This is a genomic window from Streptomyces aurantiacus JA 4570 (assembly GCF_000414115.1).
Classification (GTDB): Bacteria; Actinomycetota; Actinomycetes; order Streptomycetales; family Streptomycetaceae; genus Streptomyces; species Streptomyces aurantiacus_A.
Window position 1 is genome coordinate 21,455 of sequence record NZ_AOPZ01000302.1, and the last position, 21,372, is coordinate 42,826.

Consider the following 21,372-nt stretch of genomic DNA (forward strand, 5'->3'; position numbering starts at 1 on the left):
TGACCCATCCCCATTCCTGGGCCCGTGACGGCCCGTTGTGCTACGCCTGAGCCCCGCCGTACCCCGCCCTCACGCCGCCGACGGCTTCCCCGTCACGGCGACCTTCGGCAGCACGTCCTCGTACACCGCCGCGTCGAACTCGCCCGCCGCCGGAGCCGCGACCGTCGCCGCCGACAGAGCCACCGCGCGGCTCAGCCGGTCCGGCCAGGACAGATGGCGGACGAGGCCGGAGAGCAGGCCCGCGACCGCCGAGTCGCCCGCGCCGGTCGGGTTGCCGCGGACGCGGCCGGGCGGGGTGGCGCGCCAGGTGCCCTCGGGGGTGAGGGCGAGCAGGCCCTCGGCGCCGAGCGAGGCGACGACGGCGTGGGCGCCGCGGCGGCGGGCGTCGCGGGTGGCCTGGGCGGGTTCGTGGGCGCCGGTGAGTTCGGCGAGTTCGTCGGCGTTCGGCTTGACGATGTCGGGGCGGGCGGCGACCCCGCGGCGCAGCGGTTCGCCGCTGGTGTCGAGCAGCACGGGCACGGCGGCGGCGCGCGCGGCGCGTATCAGCAGGGCGTACGCGCCCACCGGCACGCCGGGCGGCAGGCTGCCGCACAGGGCCACGGCCGTCACGTCCGGGCCGCTCAGCAACTCCTCGTAGGAGAGGACGAATCCGGCCCACTCGGCGGGGGAGACGGTCGGGCCCGGCTCGTTGAGCTGGGTGGTGTCGCCGGTGCGGGCGTCCACGACGGCGAGGGTGCGGCGGGTGGCGCCGGCGACGGCGCGCAGGCCGTCCGTGACGCCGGGGACGCGGGCGAGGTGGTCGCGCAGGGTGCGGCCGGTGTCGCCGCCCGCGAAGCCGGTCACCGTCACCTCGTGGCCGAGCGCGGCGAGCACGCGGGCGACGTTCAGGCCCTTGCCGCCCGCGCGTTCGGTCACTTCGGTGACGCGGTGCGAGGCGTGCGGGGTGAGGGAGGGAACCTTGTACGTGAGGTCCAGGGCGGCGTTCAGCGTGACCGTGACGATCACTGCTTCACCCCCGGACCGCGCGTGCCACGTACAGCTTTCGGGGCCTGATCATGCCAAAAAGAAGGCGGTTGGCCCAGACCTCGGACCAACCGCCTCGGGTATCGGGTGAATTAAGGTTCGATGACCCAATCGCCCTTGCGCATCACGCCCTTGAGCGTGAACTCCGCGTCCAGGACCACGATGTCGGCGTCCTTGCCGGGCTCCAGCGAGCCGATCCGGTCGTACATGCCGAGGAGCTTGGCCGGGTTCGCGGAGATCGCCGCGACGACGTCCTCGACGGGCAGCTTGTCGACGGTCACCGAGCGCTTGAACGCGCGGTCCATGGTCAGCGTCGAGCCGGCGATCGAGCCGCCCTCCGTGAGCCGCGCGACGCCCTCCTTCACCTCGACCTCCAGCGGGCCGAGCAGATAGGTGCCGTCGCCGAAGCCCGCCGCGTCCATCGCGTCCGTGATGAGGGCGACGCGGCCCGCGCCCGCGTGGTGGAAGGCCAGCTCGAAGGCGGCCGGGTGCAGATGCGTGCCGTCGTTGATCAGCTCGACGGTGATCCGCTCGTCCTCCAGGAGGGCGGCGATGGGGCCGGGGGCGCGGTGGCCGAGGCCGGGCATCGCGTTGTAGAGGTGCGTGGCGACGGTGGCGCCCGCGTCGATGGCGGCCTTCGTCTGCTCGTACGTGGCGTCGGTGTGGCCGATCGCCGCGATCACGCCGTGCTCGGCGAGCAGGCGTACGGAGTCGATGCCGCCGGGGAGTTCGGTGGCGAGGGTGACCATGCGGGCCTGGCCGCGGGCCGCGTCGACGAGCTTGCGGACCTCCGCCGGGTCCGGGTCGCGCAGCAGGGCCTCGCTGTGGGCGCCCTTGCGGCACGGGGAGATGAAGGGGCCCTCGAAGTGGATGCCGGCGATGTCGCCCTGCTCGGCGATCTCGGAGAGCAGGCCCGCGCGCTGCGCGAGAACGTCCATCTCGCCGGTGACCGTCGAGGCCACGACCGTCGTGGTGCCGTGCAGGCGGTGCGTCTGTACGCCGCGCAGGATGTCCTCGGCCGTGCCGCTGGTGAAGGATGCGCCGCCGCCGCCGTGGTTGTGCACGTCGACGAAGCCGGGGACCAGCCAGTGGCCGGTCAGGTCGATCGTCTCGATCGCTTCGGGGTCCGCGGGCGCGCTCCCCGCGATGCGGCCGCCCTCGGTGACGATCACGCGGCCGCCTGGGACGGTCCCGGTGGGCAGTACCACCTGAGCACCGGCGAGAACCTTGCTAGTGGCCATCAGGTGGCTACCTCCGGGGAGTCGGGGTTGTGGGGGTGGTCGGGTTCGTGGCTTCTGCGGCGTCCAGCAGGTCCCACGCGAGCAGGCCCGCGCCCAGGCAGCCCGCCGCGTCGCCGAGCGCCGCGGGGACGATCTCGGGCAGCGTCTGGAACTGGACCACGCGGGCGGCGACGGCCGCGCGCAGCGGTGTGAACAAGGTTTCCCCGGCCTCCGCGAGGCCGCCACCGATGATCAGGGTGTGCGGGTCCAGCAGAGTGAGGGCGGTGAGCAGGCCGTCGGCGAGGGCGTCCACCGCGTTCTGCCAGACGTCCAGGGCGCGCGGGTCGCCGGAGCGGACGGCCTTCGCGCAGTCCGCGGCGTCCGCGGCCGGGTCGCCGCTCGCCTTCGCCCACGCCTCGCTCACCGCGGAGGCGGAGGCGAGGCGCTCCAGGCAGCCGCGCTGGCCGCAGCCGCAGGGCGGGCCGCCGGGGCGTACGACGATGTGGCCGATCTCGCCGGCCGAGCCGTGCGCGCCGGGCTCGATGCCGCCGTCGATGCCGATGGCGCCCGCGATGCCGGTGCCGAGCGGCACGAACAGGAAGCGGTCGGCGCCCTTGCCCGCGCCCAGGCGGCCCTCGGCGAGGCCGCCGGTGCGCACGTCGTGGCCGAGCGCCACGGGGATGCCTTCCAGGCGGGCGCTGAGGAGGCCGCGCAGGGGTACGTCGCTCCAGCCCAGGTTGGCCGCGTACACCGCGATGCCGTTCTCGGCGTCGACGATGCCGGGGACCGCGACGCCTGCCGCGGCCGCCGGTTCGCCGAGGTGGGCGAGGCCGTGGGCGCGGAGGTCGGCCGCGAAGTCGACGATCGACTCCACGACCGCGTCGGCGCCTCGGTCCCGCCCGGTCGGGCGGCGGGCCTCGTGCAGCAGCGCGCCGTCCGCCCCGACCAGGGCGGCCTTCATTCCTGTGCCGCCCACGTCCAGGGCGATGACATGTCTCACGGGGACAGTGTCGCGTGTGACCCGCAAGAGGTCTAGTCCACATGTTGCTGCGGCCGGGGGGCCTCGCAGGGGCGCCCCAGCGCACCCGCGAGGCCCACCCCCCGGGGGGCTAGCCGCCCAGGATTACGCTCCGCGTCAGGTTGCGGGGGCGGTCGGGGTTCTGGCCGCGGGACTCGGCGCGGGCGACGGCCAGGCGTTGGGCGCGGACGAGGTCGGCGAGGGGGTCCACCGCGTCGTGGGCGACGAGGACGCCGCCGACCCGGGCGACATCGTCGGCGAGGCCCTCCGGAAGCGCCCCGAACATCCAGACGACCCGGCCGTGCCCGGCGATGGCGATGGGCCCGTGGCGGTACTCCATCGCCGGGTACGCCTCGGTCCACTCCCCGGCGGCCTCCCGCAGCTTCAGGGCCGCCTCGAGGGCGAGCCCGTACGTCCAGCCCCGCCCCAGGAACGTCCACTGCTCGGCCGCGAGGACGGCGGGCGGCAGCGGCTCGGAGACGGCGACCTCCGCGTCGGCCGCCGCCTCCGCGACCGACTTCACCCCGGGGATGTCGCCGAGCCCCGCCCGCAGGAACGCGAGCGCCGTCGTGGCGAACCGGGTCTGCACGACGGACTCCTCGTCGGCCCAGTCGAGGACGGCCACCGCGTCCGCCGCGTCCATGACGGGAGTGGCCGGGTCGCCGGTGAGGGCGAGCGTCGGTACGACACCGCGGAGGGCGCCGAGGAGTTCCAGGACCTCCGTCGTCGTACCGGACCGGGTGATGGCGACCACCCGGTCGTAGGCCCGCCCCGAGGGGAACTCGGACGACGCGAACGCGTCCGTCTCGCCCTGCCCGGCCGCCTCCCGCAGCGCCGCGTACGCGAGCGCCATGAACCAGGACGTGCCGCACCCGGTGACGGCGACCCGCTCGCCCGGCTTCGGCAGCCCGTCGAACGCGGCCGCGGCCTCGGCGGCCCGCCGCCAGCAGTCGGGCTGGGTGGCTATCTCTTCTGCGGTACGCGACATGTGCCAAGGCTCCTTGCCGGTGCGGGAGTTGTCCCAGGTGGTGGACGTGCGGCACGGTGGGCCGTGCCCAGTGCAGTGCTTAGCAGCAAGGCGCGGGACCCGGCAATAAGCCAAGGCCGTTGCAGAAGTGATACTCGGGTGGTGTAGACCTTGTATCGGAACGCGAGGGAAACTCGCTGTTCAGCAAGGAACGACGAGGGTGGGAACAGCAGTGCAGCGGCGCGTGACAGGTCTGACCGCGGCGGTGGCCGCGCTGAGCATGACGGCGCTGCTCGCCGGCTGCGGCAGTGACTCCGGCGACTCCGGTGACGTCACCCTCAAACTCGTCGCCGCCGACTACGGCGACTCCCCGGCCAACAGCTCCAAGAAGTACTGGGCCGACCTGACCAAGAAGTTCGAGGCCGAGAACCCGAACATCAAGGTCGACGTGAGCGTCTACTCCTGGACGGACGTCGACCGCAAGGTCAAGGAGATGGTGAAGGACGGGGAGGCCCCCGACCTCGCCCAGATCGGCGCGTACGCCGACTACGCCGCGCAGGACAAGCTGTACAGCGCCGACGACCTGCTCTCCATCCCCACCCAGGCCGACTTCCTCGCGCCGCTCTCGAAGGCCGGCGAGGTGAACCGCGTGCAGTACGGCATGCCGTTCGCCGCGTCCACGCGCCTGCTCTTCTACAACGAGAAGCTGTTCAAGAGCGCCGGCGTGAAGCCGCCGCAGAGCTGGCCCGAGCTGCAGGCCGCCGCGCAGAAGCTGAAGGCCCGCGGCGTGAAGATCCCCTTCGCGCTGCCGCTCGGCCCGGAGGAGGCGCAGGCCGAGACGATGCAGTGGCTGCTCGCCGGTGGCGGCGGCTACACCGACAACGTCGACTCGTACGCCATCGACTCCAAGCAGAACATCAACACCTTCGAATGGCTGAAGGACGAGATGGTCGGCAAGGGCCTCACCGGCCCGACCCCGCCCGCCGAGCTGGACCGCGCCGAGGCGTTCGCGGCCTTCACGCGCGGCGACGTCGGCATGCTCAACGGCCACCCGACGCTGATGCAGATGTCGGCCAAGAAGGGCCTGAAGTACGGCATGGTGCCGCTGCCCGGCGTCAACGGCAAGGCCCAGTCCACGATGGGCGTCGCCGACTGGATGATGGCCTTCAAGCAGAACGGCAACCGCGAGGAGATCGGCGACTTCCTCGACTTCGTCTACAGCAAGAAGAACGTCCTGGACTTCTCGCGGGAGTACGACCTGCTGCCCGTGACGACCTCCGCGTCGCAGGAGATGGCGGGGAACAAGAAGGACGCGGCGAAGCTCGGCGAGTTCCTGAAGGAGCTGCCGACCTCGCAGCTCTACCCCGTCGGCAAGGTGTCGTGGGCGCAGGTCTCCGTGCAGGTCAAGAAGTACATCGGCAAGACCGTCGGCCCGAACGGCAACCCCAAGGCCATCCTCGGCCAGATCGAGTCGAAGGCGGCCGCGGAGGAGAACGCGCAGTAAGGCGTCCGGGGCGGGTTAGCGTGGACGCCATGACGGACGACGGTCTCCTGCCGGAGCACGACGGTCGCCCCGGCGACGGCGGCCTCTCCGCGCGCGCCAAGGCGGTGCTCGCCCTTGAGCGGCGCAACTGGGCCGGGCCCGGTGCCAAGGAGCGGGCCATCCGTGAGGAGCTGGGGCTGGCCCCGGTCCGCTACTACCAGATCCTCAACGCGCTCCTCGACGACGAGCGCGCCCTCGCCCACGATCCGGTCACCGTGAACCGACTCCGGCGGGTTCGACAGGCGCGGCGCGCCGAGCGTTGAGGTTATGGTCGGGCCATGGGTGACCTGACGCACTCCTCGCCGTTGCCGCAGCCGCTGACGCCCGCCGGGCGGGACGGGCTCGCCGCGATCCTGGCCCGGCCCGAACGCGCCGTGATCGCCCTGGACTTCGACGGGACGCTGGCGCCGATCGTGCCCGACCCGGAGCAGGCGCGGGCCCACCCGGACGCGGTGCCCGCGCTTGCCGCGCTCGCGCCGAAGGTCCGCTCCGTCGCCGTCGTCACCGGCCGGCCCGCCGGGGTCGCCGTCCGCTACGGCGGGCTCGCCGGGGTGCCCGGGCTCGAGCGCCTCGTCGTCCTCGGGCACTACGGCGCCGAGCGGTGGGACGCCGTCAGCGGGACCGTCCAGGCCGCGGAGCCGCACCCCGGGGTCGCCGCGGTGCGGGCCGAGCTTCCCGGGTTCCTGGACGCGATCGGCGCGTGGCGGGGTACCTGGATCGAGGAGAAGGGGCGGGCTGTCGCGGTGCACACGCGGCGGGCGCGCGATCCGCAGGCCGCGTTCGACGCCCTGCGCGGACCGCTGGCCGAGCTGGCCGCCCGCCACGGGCTGATTGTCGAACCCGGCCGCCTCGTCCTGGAGTTGCGGCCCCCGGGTGTCGACAAGGGGGTGGCTCTCGTCGACTACGTACGTGAGGTGGGCGCCGAGTCCGTCCTGTACGCCGGGGACGACCTCGGGGACCTGCCCGCGTTCGCCGCCGTCGACAAGCTGCGCTCCGGCGGGGACGTACGCGGCCTCCTGGTGTGCAGCGGCAGCGCGGAGGTCACGGAACTCTCCGACCGAGCCGACCTGGTGGTCCCCGGCCCCCCGGGCGTGGTGACCCTCCTGTCGACCTTGGCCACTCAACTGCCTTGACAGCAGGTAAGAACCGGTTGCTGCAGACGCCGAACTGCCGTGCCCGGCACCGGGAGGCAGGCCGACGCGGACCGTTGGCCGACCGGGGCGTGGACTACGGCCCGAAGCCGCTGGTCGGCTGGAAACGGGTGGGCGGGTGGGAGAGATCCCGCCGCGGAGCGGCGGGGCTTGTCAGGGGGCCAGGGCGTGCAACTGGTCCAGGAACCACTGGGACGGCGGAAGAGCCGTCGCGGCCGCGGCCAGCCGCTTCGTGCGCTCCGCGCGTTCCGCGGAGGACATGGTGAGCGCTGCATGCAGCGCCTGCCCCGTGCCGGAAACGTCGTACGGATTGACGACGACCGCGTCCTCCCCGAGCTCCTCGAAGGCCCCGGCCTCCCGGGAAAGCACCAGCGCACACCCCTCGTCGGAGACGACCGGCACCTCCTTGGCCACGAGGTTCATCCCGTCCCGGATGGGATTGACGAGGGCTACGTCGGCCAGCCGGTACGCCGCGAGCGAGCGCGCGAAGTCGTCCTTGACGTGGAGGAGGACGGGCGTCCAGTCATCCGTCCCGTACGCGGAGTTGATCGCGGAGGCGACCCGCGACACCTCCGCGGTGTAGTCGCGGTACACCGCGAGATCCTGCCGCGAGGGATAGGCGAACGCGACATGCACGACCCGCCCGCGCCACTCCGGCCGCTCCTCCAGAAGCAGCCGGTAGGCATGCAGCCCGCGCACGATGTTCTTGGAGAGCTCGGTCCGGTCCACCCGGACGATGACCTTCCGGTCGGGCCCGATCTGCTCCCGCAGCGCGGAAAGCCGCTCCTCGACGTCCGCCCGCCGCGCCCGCTCCCGCAGGAAGTCCGCGTCGGCCCCGAGCCCGTGCACCCCGACGCGCGTCCCCGACGTACCGCCGAGGACCGCCACGCAGCACTCGGTGAACGCGTCCGCCCACCGCCCGGTGAGGAACCCGAGCCGGTCCGCGCCGAGCATCCCGCGCAGCACCTGCTCCGCGATGTCGTCCGGCAGCATCCGGAAGTAGTCGACGGGCGCCCACGGCGTGTGCGAGAAGTGCCCGATGCGCAGGTCGGGGCGCAGCTCGCGGAGCATCCCCGGCACCAGCGTCAGGTGGTAGTCCTGCACGAGCACCGCCGCGCCGTCGGCGGCGCTCTCGGCGAGGGCCTCGGCGAAGGCCCGGTTGTACGTCTCGTACGAAGCCCACTGCGCCCGGAACTCCGGCCCGAAAGCGGGCTCCAACGGCGTCTGGTACAGCATGTGGTGCACGAACCACAGCACCGAGTTCGCGATGCCGTTGTACGCGTCGGCGTGCACGGCGGCGTCGATGTCGAGCATCCGCACGCCCGGCTCGCCGATGCCGCGCCGCACGGCCTCCCGGTCGCCCTCGCCCAGCGCGGAGCACACCCACAGCGCGTCCGCCTCGTCACCGATGGCGCTGAGCCCGGAGACGAGCCCGCCACCGCCCCGCTTGGCGTCCAGCGTCCCGTCGTCACCGAGGGAGTACGTCACCGGGCCGCGGTTGGACGCGACGAGGACCTGGGCGACCGCTTGCTCGGAAACCATGTGCCGAAACCTAGCCGCTCACGGAAACCCTCAAACGTACGTCCGGGGAACGTCACATCTCTGCCGGAGGCGAACCCGCCGGGCCGTATACGGCCGGGCTCAGGCGACCCGCCGCGCCGCGTACTCCGCCACCTCCGTCATCGGCGGCCGCTCCTCCGTGTCCACCGCGTACGTCCGCGGCTCGAAGCCGTCCTCGCCGCGCACGAACTGCGTGAGTTCGGGGCGTACGAGATGGGCGCGGGCGAGCCGCAGCTGCGCGGTGCGGTAGATCGCCGCCGCCATCCGCCCCAGCGCCTGCCCGTCCTGGTGCCGGTGCCTGCGCACGCCGACGTCGACCTGCGCGAGCGCGTCCAGGCCCACGGTGTGCAGCGCGTCGACGAGCAGGCCGACCTCCACGCCGTACCCGACGGGGAACGGGAGGCGTTCGAGCAGCGACCTGCGGGCCGCGTACTCCCCGCCGAGCGGCTGCACGAAGCCCGCGAGCTGCGGCCAGTGCATGTTCAGCAGGGGGCGCGCCATCAGCTCGGTCACCCTTCCTCCTTGCTCGCCTCCGGCGAGACGGCCGCCCCGACCTGCGGCCTCGCCGAGCGGGCGGTCGTACATCGCCTTCACGAAGTCCACGTCGGGATCGGTGAGCAGCGGCCCCACGATCCCGGTGACGAAGTCCGCCGAGAACTCCTTCAGGTCGGCGTCGACGAACGCCACGATGTCACCGCCCGTGACCAGGAGTGAGCGCCACAGCACCTCGCCCTTGCCCGGCATCGCGGGCAGCCGCGGCAGGATGTCGTCCCGGTGCACCACCCGCGCCCCGGCGGCCGCGGCGACCTCGGCCGTGCGGTCCGCCGAGCCGGAGTCGACGACCACCAGCTCGTCGACGAGCTGGACCTTCTCCATCAGCTCACGGCGGATCTCGGCGACGATCTCACCGACCGTCTCCTCCTCGTCGAGCGCGGGCAGCACGACGCTCACCGAGGCGCCTGCGGCACGCTTGGCGGCGGTGAGCTGATGCGTCGGGCGGTCGGCGACGGACCAGGAACGCCTGCTCAGCCAGCGCTCGACCTCTTCCAGCACGCGCGTCCTCCCGGTTGTGATCCATCTCGCGCATCGGACGACTATCTCAAGGGTCCAAGGCTTCGGTTACAGTCTTGAACAACGCCGGTGACCATCGCATGTCGGGGGTCGCCGCCGCGTTCCGGATCGACAACAAGATCGACAACTGAAACCCACAACTGAAACCCACAATCGAATACCGCTCATCCAGAGGGGCAGAGGGATACGGCCCGTTGAAGCCCCGGCAACCCTCCAGCCGGTCTCGTACGTACGCCGCCGTCGCGGCGCCGCGAGGCTCCCGGCTAGGGAAGGTGCCAATTCCGTCTCGCGGCGAGATGCGTCGCGAGGAAGATGAGGAGAAAGGGCCTCGCCTCCATGGCTGTGCAGACTGTCGCCACCACCCCCGCCGCCGCATCCGCCCCGGGCACCGTAGACCTCGGCCCCGCGTCCGGCCTCTCCTGCCGCGAGTGCGGAACCCGCTTCGACCTGGGCCCGATCTTCGCCTGTGCCGAGTGTTTCGGCCCCCTCGAAGTCGCCTACGACCTGCCGCTCGGCGACCCGGAAGCCCTCCGCGAGAAGATCGAGTCCGGCCCCGCCAACATCTGGCGGTACGCGCCGCTGCTGCCCGTCCCCGCCGACGTGGCCGACAAGCCGAACCTCAACCCCGGCTGGACCAAGCTCGTCCAGGCCGACAACCTCGCCCGGGAACTCGGCGTCGAGCCGGGCAAGTTGTTCATCAAGGACGACTCCGGCAACCCCACGCACTCCTTCAAGGACCGCGTCGTCGCGCAGGCCCTCGAGGCCGCCCGCGCCTTCGGGTTCACCACGCTGTCCTGCTCGTCCACGGGCAACCTGGCGGGCGCGGTGGGCGCGGCCGCGGCCCGCGCCGGCTTCCGGTCCTGCGTGTTCATCCCGCACGACCTGGAGCAGGGCAAGGTCGTCATGGCCGCGGTCTACGGCGGCGAGCTCGTCGGCATCGAGGGCAACTACGACGACGTGAACCGCTTCTGCTCCGAGCTCATCGGCGACCCGCTGGGCGAGGGCTGGGGCTTCGTGAACGTCAATCTGCGGCCGTACTACGGCGAGGGCTCCAAGACCCTCGCGTACGAGATCTGCGAGCAGCTGGGGTGGGTCCTTCCCGATCAGCTCGTCATCCCGATCGCCTCGGGCTCGCAGCTCACGAAGATCGACAAGGGTCTCAAGGAGCTCATCGCGCTCGGCCTCGTGGAGGACAAGCCCTACAAGATCTTCGGTGCGCAGGCCGAGGGGTGCTCGCCGGTGTCGACCGCCTTCAAGGCGGGGCACGACGTCGTGCGCCCGCAGAAGCCGGACACGATCGCCAAGTCGCTCGCCATCGGCAACCCGGCCGACGGGCCGTACGTCCTGGACATCGCCCGGCGCACCGGTGGTGCGGTGGAGGATGTGAACGACGAGCAGGTCGTCGACGCGATCAAGCTTCTTGCTCGCACGGAAGGGATCTTCGCGGAGACCGCGGGCGGGGTGACGGTCGGCGTCGCCAAGAAGCTGGTCGAGGCGGGCCTCATCGACCCCTCCCTGACCACGGTGGTCCTCAACACCGGTGACGGTCTGAAGACCCTCGACGCGGTGGCGGCCACGTCGCAGGCGACGGCCACCATCGCTCCTAGCCTTGACGCGTTCCGCTCCGCGGGGCTGGCCGGCTAGGCGCCGTAGGGGCTTGTGCCCGCTGCCGACTGCGGGTCGTGGTCCGTCCTCGCGCAGTTCCCCGCGCCCCTTACGGGGCGCTCTCCCTCCCGAACCACTGAGGTGAACCCATGAGTGTCAAAGTCCGCATCCCTACCATTCTTCGCACCTACACCGGTGGCAAGGCCGAAGTCGCTGCCGAAGGGGGCACCCTCGGTGAGGTCATCGCTGATCTGGAGAAGAAGCACACCGGGATCGCCGCCCGGGTCCTGGACGACCAGGGCAAGCTGCGGCGGTTCGTGAACGTGTACGTCAACGACGACGACGTGCGGTTCGAGCAGGGTCTTGAGACCGCGACGCCGGACGGTGCCGGTGTCTCGATCATTCCGGCCGTCGCGGGCGGCTGAACGTACGCAGCGTCACCGTGATTGCCCCCTCCGCGAGAGAAGCGGAGGGGGCAATTCTGTATGGTTGATCGCGGTACAGTTGGGAATGGAGCTTCGTTCTTCTCCCGCGCCGTGCCCCGCGCATATTCGAAGTCGGTCTCAGGCCGACAAGAAACAGCCAAAGTGTCCTGCCCTTTTGCGCCTTAAGTGGCATTTGTCGGGCCCGACTTGCCCCGAACTCGGCTGAATTCTCCGCATATCGGCGATCGGGCGTGCCCAGAATTCTCGTCCGATTGACCTGTTGCAGAGGGCAGTTGGACAGATACATTCAGCCGCGGTCGACGCGTTCCGGCGCACACCCCCAACCCATGGGGGGTGAGGTCTGACCCGGGTCCGCGAAGTGCGGGTCTGCGCAAGGGCCAGTAATAGGGGAGTTAGGCATGGCTCAGGGCACCGTCAAGTGGTTCAACGCGGAGAAGGGATATGGCTTCATCGCGGTCGACGGTGGTGCGGATGTTTTCGTCCACTACAGCGCGATCCAGATGGACGGCTACCGCACCCTTGAAGAAGGTCAGCGAGTCGAGTTCGAGATCTCGCAGGGCCAGAAGGGTCCGCAGGCGGACATGGTCAAGCTCGCCGTCTGAGCGGCTTGACGCGATCGGCCACCGAAGCGACGCAGACGAAGGGCCCGCACTCCGGAGACGGGGTGCGGGCCCTTCGCGCGCGCCGGGCGCACGCTCGACGCCTCTTCGAGGCGACCTTGCACTCTCGGGGGTCGAGTGCTAATCATTGGCGTTAGCACTCTACGAGTGAGAGTGACAGAACTTGGATCGGGCCGGTGAGGTCCGCAGACCGGGTGGGGCAAGGAACCACAAGGGATGCAGGCCGTCCGTCGCGGGCACCAGTGCGGTCCGGATTTTCCACCCCTGTCCGGGAGGACCACTTCACATGGCCAAGATCATCGCGTTCGACGAGGAGGCACGGCGCGGCCTCGAGCGCGGCATGAACCAGCTCGCCGACGCCGTCAAGGTGACCCTGGGCCCCAAGGGTCGCAACGTCGTCCTCGAGAAGAAGTGGGGCGCCCCCACGATCACCAACGATGGTGTGTCCATCGCCAAGGAGATCGAGCTCGAGGACCCGTACGAGAAGATCGGCGCCGAGCTGGTCAAGGAGGTCGCGAAGAAGACGGACGACGTCGCCGGTGACGGCACGACGACCGCGACCGTCCTGGCCCAGGCGCTCGTCAAGGAAGGCCTGCGCAACGTCGCGGCCGGCGCCAACCCGATGGCCCTCAAGCGCGGCATCGAGAAGGCCGTCGAGGCCGTCTCCGGCGCCCTGCTCGAGCAGGCCAAGGACGTGGAGACCAAGGAGCAGATCGCTTCGACCGCCTCCATCTCCGCCGCCGACACCCAGATCGGCGAGCTCATCGCCGAGGCCATGGACAAGGTCGGCAAGGAAGGCGTCATCACCGTCGAGGAGTCCCAGACCTTCGGTCTGGAGCTCGAGCTCACCGAGGGCATGCGCTTCGACAAGGGCTACATCTCGGCGTACTTCGCCACCGACATGGAGCGTATGGAGGCGTCGCTCGACGACCCGTACATCCTGATCGTCAACTCCAAGATCTCGAACGTGAAGGACCTCCTTCCGCTCCTCGAGAAGGTCATGCAGTCCGGCAAGCCGCTGCTGATCATCGCCGAGGACGTCGAGGGCGAGGCCCTGTCCACGCTGGTCGTCAACAAGATCCGTGGCACCTTCAAGTCCGTCGCCGTCAAGGCCCCGGGCTTCGGCGACCGCCGCAAGGCCATGCTCGGCGACATCGCCATCCTCACCGGTGGCACGGTCATCTCCGAGGAGGTCGGCCTCAAGCTGGAGAACGCCGGTCTCGACCTGCTCGGCCGCGCCCGCAAGGTCGTCATCACCAAGGACGAGACGACCATCGTCGACGGCGCCGGTGAGAGCGACCAGGTCCAGGGCCGCGTCAACCAGATCCGCGCCGAGATCGAGAACTCGGACAGCGACTACGACCGCGAGAAGCTGCAGGAGCGCCTGGCGAAGCTCGCCGGCGGTGTTGCGGTCATCAAGGCCGGTGCCGCGACCGAGGTCGAGCTCAAGGAGCGCAAGCACCGCATCGAGGACGCCGTGCGCAACGCCAAGGCGGCCGTCGAGGAGGGCATCGTCGCCGGTGGTGGCGTGGCCCTGCTGCAGGCTTCCTCGGTCTTCGAGAAGCTCGAGCTCGAGGGTGACGAGGCCACCGGTGCCGCCGCTGTGAAGCTGGCCCTGGAGGCCCCGCTGAAGCAGATCGCGGTCAACGCCGGCCTCGAGGGCGGCGTCGTCGTGGAGAAGGTGCGCAACCTGGCCGTCGGCCAGGGCCTGAACGCCGCCTCCGGCGAGTACGTCGACATGATCGCCGAGGGCATCATCGACCCGGCGAAGGTCACGCGTTCCGCCCTGCAGAACGCCGCGTCCATCGCCGCGCTGTTCCTCACCACCGAGGCCGTCATCGCCGACAAGCCGGAGAAGGCCGCCGCGGCGGGCGCTCCGGGCGGCATGCCGGGCGGTGACATGGACTTCTGATCGGCCCCAGTGGTTGATCGGCTGTCCTGAGCTGTACGAAGGGGCGGCACTCTCCTCGCGGAGGGTGCCGCCCCTTCGGCGTGTCCGGGGCCCGGGCGCCGGGCGCCGAGGGGGTCGTGAAAAAAAGTTCGCGGACGGTGTCAACCGGAGGAGGGCCGCCAGGTCTAGAGAAGGTGTACCGACCAGATGGGGAGCACGGCATTGACCGCTGAGGAATTCGAGGAGTTCTACGCCCACGCGGTCAGACGGCTCACCGGACAGCTCTACGTGATGCTCGGCGATCTGCACGAGGCGCAGGACGTCGTGCAGGAGGCGTTCGTCAAGGCGTGGAGCAGGCGCGGGCGGCTGCGGCGCGAGGCCGCGCCCGAGGCATGGATACGGACGGTCGCCTGGCGGCTCGCGCTGCGCCGCAGGCAGGGCCTGTTCCGGGCCGAGCGGGCCTGGCAGCGGCACGGCGGCCCGGGCGCGGCCGAGGCACCCGACCCGGGCTCGGTCGTCCTGGTCGAGGCGCTCAAGGAGCTGTCCCCGCAGCAGCGCAGGACCGTGGCCCTGCGCTACGTGTGCGATCTGTCCGTCGAGCAGATCGCCCAGGAGACGGGCCTGTCCACCGGCACGGTCAAGACTCATCTCTCCCGTGGCAGGGCCGCGCTCGCGCCCCGGCTGCGGGATTCCCAGACGCAGGAGGCGCACGGTGGCTGAGGAGCCGCGCCACGGGCACCGTCCCGACGACGACATCACCCTGGCCGCCGCGCTCAGGGGGCTCGCCGACCGCGGGCAGGGGCGGGCCGCCCCGGTGCCCGCGGCGCACATCACGGAGCGCGGCGACCGCGTGCGCCGGCGCCGCCTCGCGGTTCTCGCGGCCGCCGCCGTCGTCGTCTTCGGCGGGGTGAGCGGGGTGCTCGTCGGGGCGGCGGGCCCGGGCGAGGAGACCGTGCGGCCCGCCGGCGGGACGGAGGCGCCCGCGCCGTCCTCGGGGGACTCGCCGCCGCCCACCTCGTTGCCGACGTCCTCGTCGCCGACGTCCTCGGCCACGATGCCGCCCTCCACGGGGGCGTCCGGCACGGTGCCGCCGCCGAACACGGCGGCCTCGACCGGGCCGCCGCCTACGCGGACGTATCCGCCCACCAGCGCGGCGCCCCCCGAGTAGGGGTTGCCGCTCCCCCGGAGGGGGTGTGCCGCTACCCCCGAGCGGGTGCGCCCCCTCCGGCCTTTGCCTGCCCCCCCCCCCCCCCCCCCCCACGGCCTCGTCCTCAAACGCCGGACGGGCTATTTCCCAGCCGCCCGCCCCTTTTTCTCGCAGCGGAGATCACCTATGCCCACGGTCTTGCAGAGTCCTGCCCGGACGGTGCCGCGTGCGGCCGGGGCTGGCTCAGCCGGGGGCCGGCTCGCGCCCGGTGACCGGCAGGTGCTCCAGATCTATCTGCTCACCCGCGCCGGGCTGTGGCTCACCGCCTACTGCGGGGCGTGGCTGTTCCCCCGTGACCCGGGTGCCAAGCGCGGCGCGCCCGTGCTGAGCGTCTGGGAGCAGTGGGACTGGATGCACTTCCAGCACATAGCGGAGCACGGCTATGTGCGGGCGGCCGAGGCGCGGCCCGGCTTCACCAACGAGGAGGCGTTCTTCCCCGGCTTCCCGATGGCGCTGCGGGCCGTGCACACGGTGCTGCCGCACTGGGGCCTGGCCGGGCTGCTGATCTCGCTGGTGAGCGGGGCGGTGGCGATGGTCGCGCTCGGCCGGATCGCGGGGCTCCACGGAAGCGAGGTACTGGCACGGCGGGCCGTGGTGCTCGTACTGCTCTCGCCCTGCGCCGTCTTCCTCGCCGCCGGCTACACGGAGTCCCTGTTCCTGGCGTTCGCCCTGCCCGCGTGGCTCGCCGCGGTGCGGGGGCGCTGGCCACTGGCGGCGCTGCTCGCGACGGCGGCCACCGCCACCCGGGTCAGCGGCCTCTTCCTCGCCGCGGCGCTTGCCGTGCAGTTCCTCGTGAGCCGGGGCCGCCGCGAGGCCGGGCGACGCTGGCGCCCGCTGCCGTGGCTGGCCCTGCCCGCGCTGCCCGCCCTCCTCTACACCTGGTACCTGCACACCCTCACCGGCGACTGGATGGCCTGGAAGCACGCCCAGGAACGCGGCTGGAACCGGGAGTTCCACGCGCCGTGGGAGGCGTGGGCGAACACCTGGCGGGCCGCCTTCGACGGCGAGTACCGCTCCGGGTACGCCCTCATGTTCCTCGCCGAACTCGTGGCCATGGTCGTCGGGCTCGCGCTCCTGGCCGTCCTGCTGCGCCGCCGCCGCTGGCCCGAGGCGACGTACCTCGCCCTGAGCCTCTGGGCGCTCGGCACCTCGTACTGGTACATGTCCCTGCCCCGCGCCACCCTCCTGTGGTGGCCCCTGTGGACCGGCCTCGCGGCCTGGTCGCTGCGCCGTGCCTGGGTCACGAACACCCTCGTGTGCGTGCTCGCGCCGCTCACGACGGTGTTCGCGCTGGCGTTCACGACCGGGCGGTGGGCGGGGTGACGTCCAACCGCCCTACTTTGTACGGGAGTTGTCGAGGGCCGCGCGGAGGTGGCCGTCGGACGCGGTCAGGAGGCGGGCGGCCGTCGGGCCGTCGACTCCGCCCAGCAGGGTGAGGATGGCGTTCTTCACCTCGCCGTCGGTGGCGGCGAGGGCGGCCTCGATCTCCTCGTCGGAGGCGCCCGTGGCGAGGGAGACGATTCTGCGGGAGCGGGCGCGCAGCTTCTCGTTGGAGGCGCGCACGTCGACCATGAGGTTCCCGTAGGTCTTGCCGAGGCGGATCATCGTGATCGTCGAGAGCATGTTCAGGACGAGCTTCTGGGCCGTGCCCGCCTTCAACCGGGTGGAGCCGGTGAGGAGTTCGGGGCCCACGACGACCTCGATGCCGTGCTCGGCCGCCGCCGCGAGGGCGCTGCCGGCGTTGCAGGACAGGCCGACCGTCAGGGCCCCGCGGGCGCGGGCGTGCTCGACGGCGCCGACGGCGTAGGGGGTGCGGCCGGACGCGGAGACGCCGACCACGGTGTCGTCGGCGGTGAGGGCCAGCGCGTCCAGGTCGGCGGCCGCCAGGTCCTTGCGGTCCTCCGCGCCCTCGATCGAGGTGACCACCGCGGTCGGGCCGCCCGCGATCAGGCCGACGACGTCGCCCGGGTCGGTGTTGAACGTCGGCGGGCACTCGGACGCGTCGAGCACACCGAGGCGTCCGGCGGTGCCCGCGCCCGCGTAGACCAGACGCCCGCCGCGCGCCATCCGCTCCGCCGTGGCGTCGATCGCGGCGGCGATGCGGGGCAGCTGCGCGGCGACGGCCGTGGGCACGGTGGCGTCCTCGCCGTTCATGATGCGCGCGATCTCCTCCGTGGACAGCCGGTCGATCTCGGAGAACTCGGGCCGGAACGCCTCGGTGGTCAGATTCGCCAGCTGGGCACGGAGCTCGCCGTAGGCGGCGGGCCCGGTGGGCGTGGAGGTCATAGGGGTGCGGCTCTTTCGCTACACAAAGGGTGGGCAGTCGGGCGGTGGTCGTTCGGTGTCACCTGCGGTGTCGGTGTGCCAGTGCCTCATACGAAGCCGCCAGCGCGGGTGCGGCTGTTTCATACGTACGCTGCGCGACGCCGACGAACAGGCAGTCCACGACAAGGAGCTGACTCGTCCGAGAGGACATCGCCGCGGGACGCAACTCGCTCTCGCGGGCCGTGGACGTGGTCAGTATGTGGTCGGCGTACTGGGACACCAGGCCGTCGGGACGCCCGGTGATCGCGATCGTCGTGGCGCCGTGCTCGAAGGCGACCCGCAGCGGCTCGATGACGTCGCCGGTCGACCCGGAGTGGGTGATCGCGATCGCCACGTCCTTGGCGCGGAGCGTCACCGCGTTGGTGACGGCGAGGTGCGGATCGGAGTGGGCGTGCGCGATCTGGCCGATGCGCAGGAGTTTCTGGGCGAGGTCCTGGGCGACGAGCCCGGACGCCGCGACGCCGTACACCTCCACGCGGCGGGCGGCCGCCAGCGCGCCGACGGCCGCGCCGAGCTGGACGGTGTCGAGTCCGGCGGCGGTGTCGGCGAGGGTCTGCTGCTCGTCGTACGCGAGTTTCGCGACGACGTCCGCCAGCGGGTCGTCGACGGCGATGTCCGCGGTGACGGCGGGCGCGCGGCCCGACTGCTGCTGGGCGGCGAGGCCCGCGAGGGCCAGGCGCAGGTCCCGGTAGCCGGGGTAGCCGAGGAGGCGGGCGGTGCGGACCACCGTCGCCTCGCTGGTGCCGGTGAGCTCGGCGAGGCCGGTGACCGTGAGCGCCGCGGTCCCCGCCGGGTCGCCCGCGACGGCCTCGGCGACCCGCTGCATGGAGCGGGTCATCGACGGCGCCAGCGTGCGCACCTTGGCCGCGAGGGCGGCGGGGGCCGGGGGCGCTCCACCCGCGAAAACTTCCTTCACGTTGTTGGTCACTCCTGAAAGATATTTTCGGGGCGGGGGAGGGTCAAGGCTCCGGCGGGCCGGGTGCGGTGTGCGGCGGGGCGCACAATGGCTGTATGGACTCCTCAGCATCCCCCGCCCCCCTCGGCCCGCTGGAGCGGGCGCTGCACGCCGCCCGCGCGCTGGTCCTCGCCGACCTGGTCGCGGACGAGGTGGCCGAGCCGGACGTGGTCTCGTTCGTCGAGGAATCCGTGGCGCAGCGGCGCTGGTGGGTGGAGCAGTGGCCCGACGGGGTCGACTACGTCGCCGGGCTCGTCGCCCAGGACGTGCAGGACGCCCTCCTGGAGCGGTACGGGCGCTGGCCGCTGTGCCCGGTGTGCGGCTCCGAGGACCTGCACGCGCTGGACGTGGAGCCGGAGTTGGGCGCCGACCCGCACTGGGTGTGCGCGAAGGCGGGTGTGGTGGTCGCGGCCGTGGGGTCGCTCGGGGCGGTGCGGCGGTGACCCTCTACATCGACCCGCCCACCTGGCCCGGGCACGGACGCCTCTGGTCGCACCTGGTCAGCGACGTCTCGTACGAGGAACTGCACGCCTTCGCCGCGCGGATCGGGGTGCCGGAGCGGGCCTTCGAGCGCGACCACTACGACCTGCCCTCGCACCGGTACGAGGACGCCGTGCGGGCGGGGGCGGTGGAGGTCGGCTCCAAGGAGCTGGTGCGGCGGCTTACGGGGGCGGGGTTGAGACGGCCCAAGGGCCGGGCCGCGGCGGACGGATCCTTGCCGGACGGTGCCGCCCCGGGAGAGCCCTCCGGGCAGGCAGACTGAGCGCTCCGCTGGAAGTGCCGCGATGGGCCATCAAATGTCTGCGGCTTCGTCGTGGCTGGTCGCGCCCGCGCGGCGGAGCCGCATATCGATACAGCCCCGCGCCCCTTCGGGGGCGCTGCCGAACTGCGACGAACCGCACCGACCTTCTTAGGGCCGACTAGGGTCGCCCCATGCCCGACCACGTCGACCTCACGTCCCTGCGAGCCCGCTGGCGCGAAGCCCTCCTCAAGGCCCGGGGAACCGGCGACGGCCCGGACCCCGACCCGTACGCCGAGAACCTCCTCGCCCGCTGGTCGGAGCCCCACCGCCGCTACCACACCCGCACCCACCTGGCCGCCGTGCTCACCCACGTCGACACCCTCCAGGGGTACGCGGACGACCCGCACCTCGTGCGGCTCGCGGCGTGGTTCCATGACGCGGTGTACGCCCCCGACCGCTCGGAGAACGAGGAGCGCAGCGCCCGCCTCGCGGAACGCGCGCTGCCCGAGGCGGGGCTCGCGCCGGAGGCGACCGCCGAGGTGGCCCGCCTGGTCCGGCTCACGGTCACCCACGACCCGGCCGGCGGCGACCGCAACGGCGAGGTGCTGTGCGACGCGGACCTCGCGATCCTCGCGGCGGAGCCGGACGCGTACGCCGCGTACGCCGCCGCCGTCCGCGCGGAGTACGCGTTCGTGCCCGACGAGGCGTTCCGCGCGGGGCGGGCGGACGTGCTGCGCCAACTGCTCGCGCTGCCCCGGCTGTTCCGCACGGAGTACGGCGCCGCGCACTGGGAGTCCCGCGCCCGGGAAAACCTCACGACGGAGCTGGACCTGCTCACGTAGCCTCGCCGCATGCTTTTCAACGGTGGGGAACGGATCGACGAGGCGACGGCGCACGCGGTGCGGGCGCTGCGCGCGGTGGCGACGGCGGAGTACGACTGGACGCGCCCCGCGGGCGGCCTCGACTGGAGCTGCCTGGACACGGCCGAGCACATCGCCGGTGACTTCACTGCGTACGCGACGCAGCTCACCGGGCGCACGGCGGGCACCGGCGTCTACGTCCCCGTCGAGGCCAAGCTGGACGAGGGCACCGGCGCGGACGGCGCGGTGTGGGCCGTCGAGGCGACGGCGGGGCTGCTCGCGGCGGTCGTCCGGACGACGCCCGCCGGGGTGCGGGGGTGGCATCCGTACCCGCACGGCAGCGCGGACGCGGCCGGCTTCGCGGCGATGGGGGTCATCGAGCTGATCCTGCACACGCACGACATCCTGCGGGCCTTCGACCTCGCCTACGAGCCTCCGGCGGAGCTGTGCGAGGCGGTGCTCGCGCGGCAGTTCCCGCAGGTGCCGCCCGCCCGGGACGGGGAGGGGCACTGGGCGGTGCTGCTGTGGGCCACCGGGCGCGGTGAGCGCGCGGGGCACGCCCGCCTGGAGCGGTGGCGCTGGCACAACCCGATCCACCTGGCCGCCGGGCCCGTCGAGCTGGTCGAGGTGGCCCCGGACGCCGCCGCGGATCTCGCCGCGGGCGGTACGGGCGGCATCGCCTGGGCCGAGGGCGGGCCCTCCGACGGGACGCGGGGGGCCGCCTCCCGGGTCGCGAAGGCGTACGCCGCCGGGACGCACCGGCCCGAGTGGGGGATGTTCGCCGTCGTCCGTGCCGAGGACCAGCTCGCGGTCGGGGCCGCGGGGTTCCACGGGGTGCCCGACGAGGAGGGCTGGGCGGAGGTCGGCTACAACCTGGCCCCGGCGGCCCGCGGCAACGGGTACGCCACGCAGGCGCTGCGCGCGCTCACCGACTTCGCCCTGGCCATCCCGGACGGCGCCGCCGGAGGCGACCACGCCGACCACGCCGGCCCGACCGGGCTGCGTGCGCTCGCCGACCCGGACAACGCCGCGTCGCACGCCGTCCTCGCCCGCGCGGGCTTCACCCGCACCGCGGACCGCGGCGCCGACGCGGCCTTCGAGCTCCGCAGGCCCTGAGGACACCGCCGGCCGCCGCGCCCTCCGCACCCCGCCGCTCCGCGGCGGGGTC

Annotated in this window: 22 protein-coding genes and 1 riboswitch; of the genes, 14 read left to right on the forward strand and 8 right to left on the reverse strand. The window is 72.4% G+C overall.

From position 1 onward, the window contains the following. Positions 1-69: 69 nt before the first annotated feature. From STRAU_RS26535 to STRAU_RS26550, 4 genes are all read right to left on the reverse strand, one after another. Positions 70-1,005: a 1-phosphofructokinase family hexose kinase gene (locus STRAU_RS26535; protein ID WP_016643478.1), complete on the reverse strand. Its 936-nt coding sequence runs from the start codon at positions 1,003-1,005 to the stop codon at positions 70-72. A gap of 110 nt (positions 1,006-1,115) precedes the next feature. Continuing rightward, on the reverse strand, positions 1,116-2,264 hold the full coding sequence (gene nagA, locus STRAU_RS26540; protein WP_016643479.1) for an N-acetylglucosamine-6-phosphate deacetylase: 1,149 nt from the start codon (positions 2,262-2,264) through the stop codon (positions 1,116-1,118). Between the two features lie 7 nt (positions 2,265-2,271). Then, positions 2,272-3,243 (reverse strand): ROK family protein, encoded by a 972-nt coding sequence (locus STRAU_RS26545; protein ID WP_016643480.1) that lies wholly within the window; start codon positions 3,241-3,243, stop codon positions 2,272-2,274. Positions 3,244-3,352: 109 nt separating this feature from the next. After that, positions 3,353-4,249, reverse strand: a complete 897-nt coding sequence (locus STRAU_RS26550; protein ID WP_016643482.1) for an SIS domain-containing protein — start codon at positions 4,247-4,249, stop codon at positions 3,353-3,355. Positions 4,250-4,460: 211 nt separating this feature from the next. Between STRAU_RS26550 and STRAU_RS26555 the strand changes: the two genes are divergently transcribed. From STRAU_RS26555 to otsB, 3 genes are read left to right on the forward strand one after another with little or no spacing between them, the layout of a single operon-like run. Continuing rightward, the gene (locus STRAU_RS26555; RefSeq protein ID WP_037662044.1) at positions 4,461-5,732 is read left to right on the forward strand and encodes an ABC transporter substrate-binding protein; all 1,272 of its coding nucleotides are present in this window, start codon (positions 4,461-4,463) and stop codon (positions 5,730-5,732) included. Positions 5,733-5,761: 29 nt separating this feature from the next. Next, positions 5,762-6,034, forward strand: coding sequence for a DUF3263 domain-containing protein (locus tag STRAU_RS26560; protein WP_052029292.1), 273 nt, complete (start codon positions 5,762-5,764; stop codon positions 6,032-6,034). Positions 6,035-6,049: 15 nt separating this feature from the next. Further along, positions 6,050-6,904 carry a trehalose-phosphatase gene (gene otsB, locus STRAU_RS26565; protein WP_016643485.1) on the forward strand — a complete coding sequence of 285 codons (855 nt, stop codon included), beginning with the start codon at positions 6,050-6,052 and terminating at the stop codon, positions 6,902-6,904. 171 nt (positions 6,905-7,075) lie between these two features. Here the strand turns inward: otsB and STRAU_RS26570 are convergent, their stop codons facing one another. Both STRAU_RS26570 and STRAU_RS26575 read right to left on the reverse strand, forming a co-directional pair. Continuing rightward, positions 7,076-8,464, reverse strand: coding sequence for an alpha,alpha-trehalose-phosphate synthase (UDP-forming) (locus STRAU_RS26570; protein ID WP_016643486.1), 1,389 nt, complete (start codon positions 8,462-8,464; stop codon positions 7,076-7,078). A gap of 99 nt (positions 8,465-8,563) precedes the next feature. After that, a complete protein-coding gene (locus STRAU_RS26575) occupies positions 8,564-9,535 on the reverse strand; it encodes a glucosyl-3-phosphoglycerate synthase (RefSeq protein ID WP_016643487.1) in 972 nt (323 codons plus the stop codon). A gap of 179 nt (positions 9,536-9,714) precedes the next feature. Next, positions 9,715-9,872: riboswitch (SAM riboswitch) on the forward strand. Between STRAU_RS26575 and thrC the strand changes: the two genes are divergently transcribed. The 7 genes from thrC (at position 9,866) to STRAU_RS26610 (ending at position 16,645) form a co-directional block, all read left to right on the forward strand. Next, on the forward strand, positions 9,866-11,197 hold the full coding sequence (gene thrC, locus STRAU_RS26580) for a threonine synthase (RefSeq protein WP_016643488.1): 1,332 nt from the start codon (positions 9,866-9,868) through the stop codon (positions 11,195-11,197). Its footprint overlaps the riboswitch before it by 7 nt. A 110-nt stretch (positions 11,198-11,307) precedes the next feature. Continuing rightward, the gene (locus tag STRAU_RS26585) at positions 11,308-11,583 is read left to right on the forward strand and encodes a MoaD/ThiS family protein (RefSeq protein ID WP_016643489.1); all 276 of its coding nucleotides are present in this window, start codon (positions 11,308-11,310) and stop codon (positions 11,581-11,583) included. A 419-nt stretch (positions 11,584-12,002) separates the two neighbouring features. Beyond that, positions 12,003-12,206, forward strand: a complete 204-nt coding sequence (locus tag STRAU_RS26590; protein ID WP_005315736.1) for a cold-shock protein — start codon at positions 12,003-12,005, stop codon at positions 12,204-12,206. 304 nt (positions 12,207-12,510) lie between these two features. Further along, on the forward strand, positions 12,511-14,136 hold the full coding sequence (gene groL, locus STRAU_RS26595) for a chaperonin GroEL (protein ID WP_016643490.1): 1,626 nt from the start codon (positions 12,511-12,513) through the stop codon (positions 14,134-14,136). A 201-nt stretch (positions 14,137-14,337) separates the two neighbouring features. After that, positions 14,338-14,835, forward strand: coding sequence for a SigE family RNA polymerase sigma factor (locus STRAU_RS26600; protein ID WP_037662067.1), 498 nt, complete (start codon positions 14,338-14,340; stop codon positions 14,833-14,835). Further along, positions 14,828-15,283 carry a hypothetical protein gene (locus STRAU_RS26605; protein WP_016643492.1) on the forward strand — a complete coding sequence of 152 codons (456 nt, stop codon included), beginning with the start codon at positions 14,828-14,830 and terminating at the stop codon, positions 15,281-15,283. Before STRAU_RS26600 ends, STRAU_RS26605 begins: the two co-directional genes overlap by 8 nt. 165 nt (positions 15,284-15,448) lie before the next feature. Further along, positions 15,449-16,645 (forward strand): mannosyltransferase family protein, encoded by a 1,197-nt coding sequence (locus tag STRAU_RS26610; RefSeq protein WP_106968049.1) that lies wholly within the window; start codon positions 15,449-15,451, stop codon positions 16,643-16,645. Between the two features lie 12 nt (positions 16,646-16,657). On the opposite strand, the gene murQ is transcribed toward STRAU_RS26610, so the two are convergent. Both murQ and STRAU_RS26620 read right to left on the reverse strand, forming a co-directional pair. Then, complete coding sequence (murQ, locus tag STRAU_RS26615; protein WP_016643495.1) at positions 16,658-17,608, reverse strand: N-acetylmuramic acid 6-phosphate etherase; 951 nt, start codon at positions 17,606-17,608, stop codon at positions 16,658-16,660. Positions 17,609-17,666: 58 nt separating this feature from the next. Beyond that, positions 17,667-18,575, reverse strand: coding sequence for a MurR/RpiR family transcriptional regulator (locus STRAU_RS26620; RefSeq protein WP_016643497.1), 909 nt, complete (start codon positions 18,573-18,575; stop codon positions 17,667-17,669). A gap of 83 nt (positions 18,576-18,658) precedes the next feature. Between STRAU_RS26620 and STRAU_RS26625 the strand changes: the two genes are divergently transcribed. The 4 genes from STRAU_RS26625 (at position 18,659) to STRAU_RS26640 (ending at position 21,320) form a co-directional block, all read left to right on the forward strand. Continuing rightward, positions 18,659-19,045, forward strand: a complete 387-nt coding sequence (locus tag STRAU_RS26625; protein ID WP_016643496.1) for a hypothetical protein — start codon at positions 18,659-18,661, stop codon at positions 19,043-19,045. Continuing rightward, positions 19,042-19,365: a DUF4031 domain-containing protein gene (locus STRAU_RS26630; protein ID WP_016643498.1), complete on the forward strand. Its 324-nt coding sequence runs from the start codon at positions 19,042-19,044 to the stop codon at positions 19,363-19,365. Before STRAU_RS26625 ends, STRAU_RS26630 begins: the two co-directional genes overlap by 4 nt. A gap of 170 nt (positions 19,366-19,535) precedes the next feature. After that, entirely contained in the window at positions 19,536-20,186 is a 651-nt protein-coding gene (locus STRAU_RS26635) for an HD domain-containing protein (RefSeq protein WP_016643499.1), read from the forward strand. A gap of 9 nt (positions 20,187-20,195) precedes the next feature. Then, positions 20,196-21,320, forward strand: coding sequence for a GNAT family N-acetyltransferase (locus tag STRAU_RS26640; RefSeq protein WP_016643500.1), 1,125 nt, complete (start codon positions 20,196-20,198; stop codon positions 21,318-21,320). Positions 21,321-21,372: the final 52 nt, after the last annotated feature.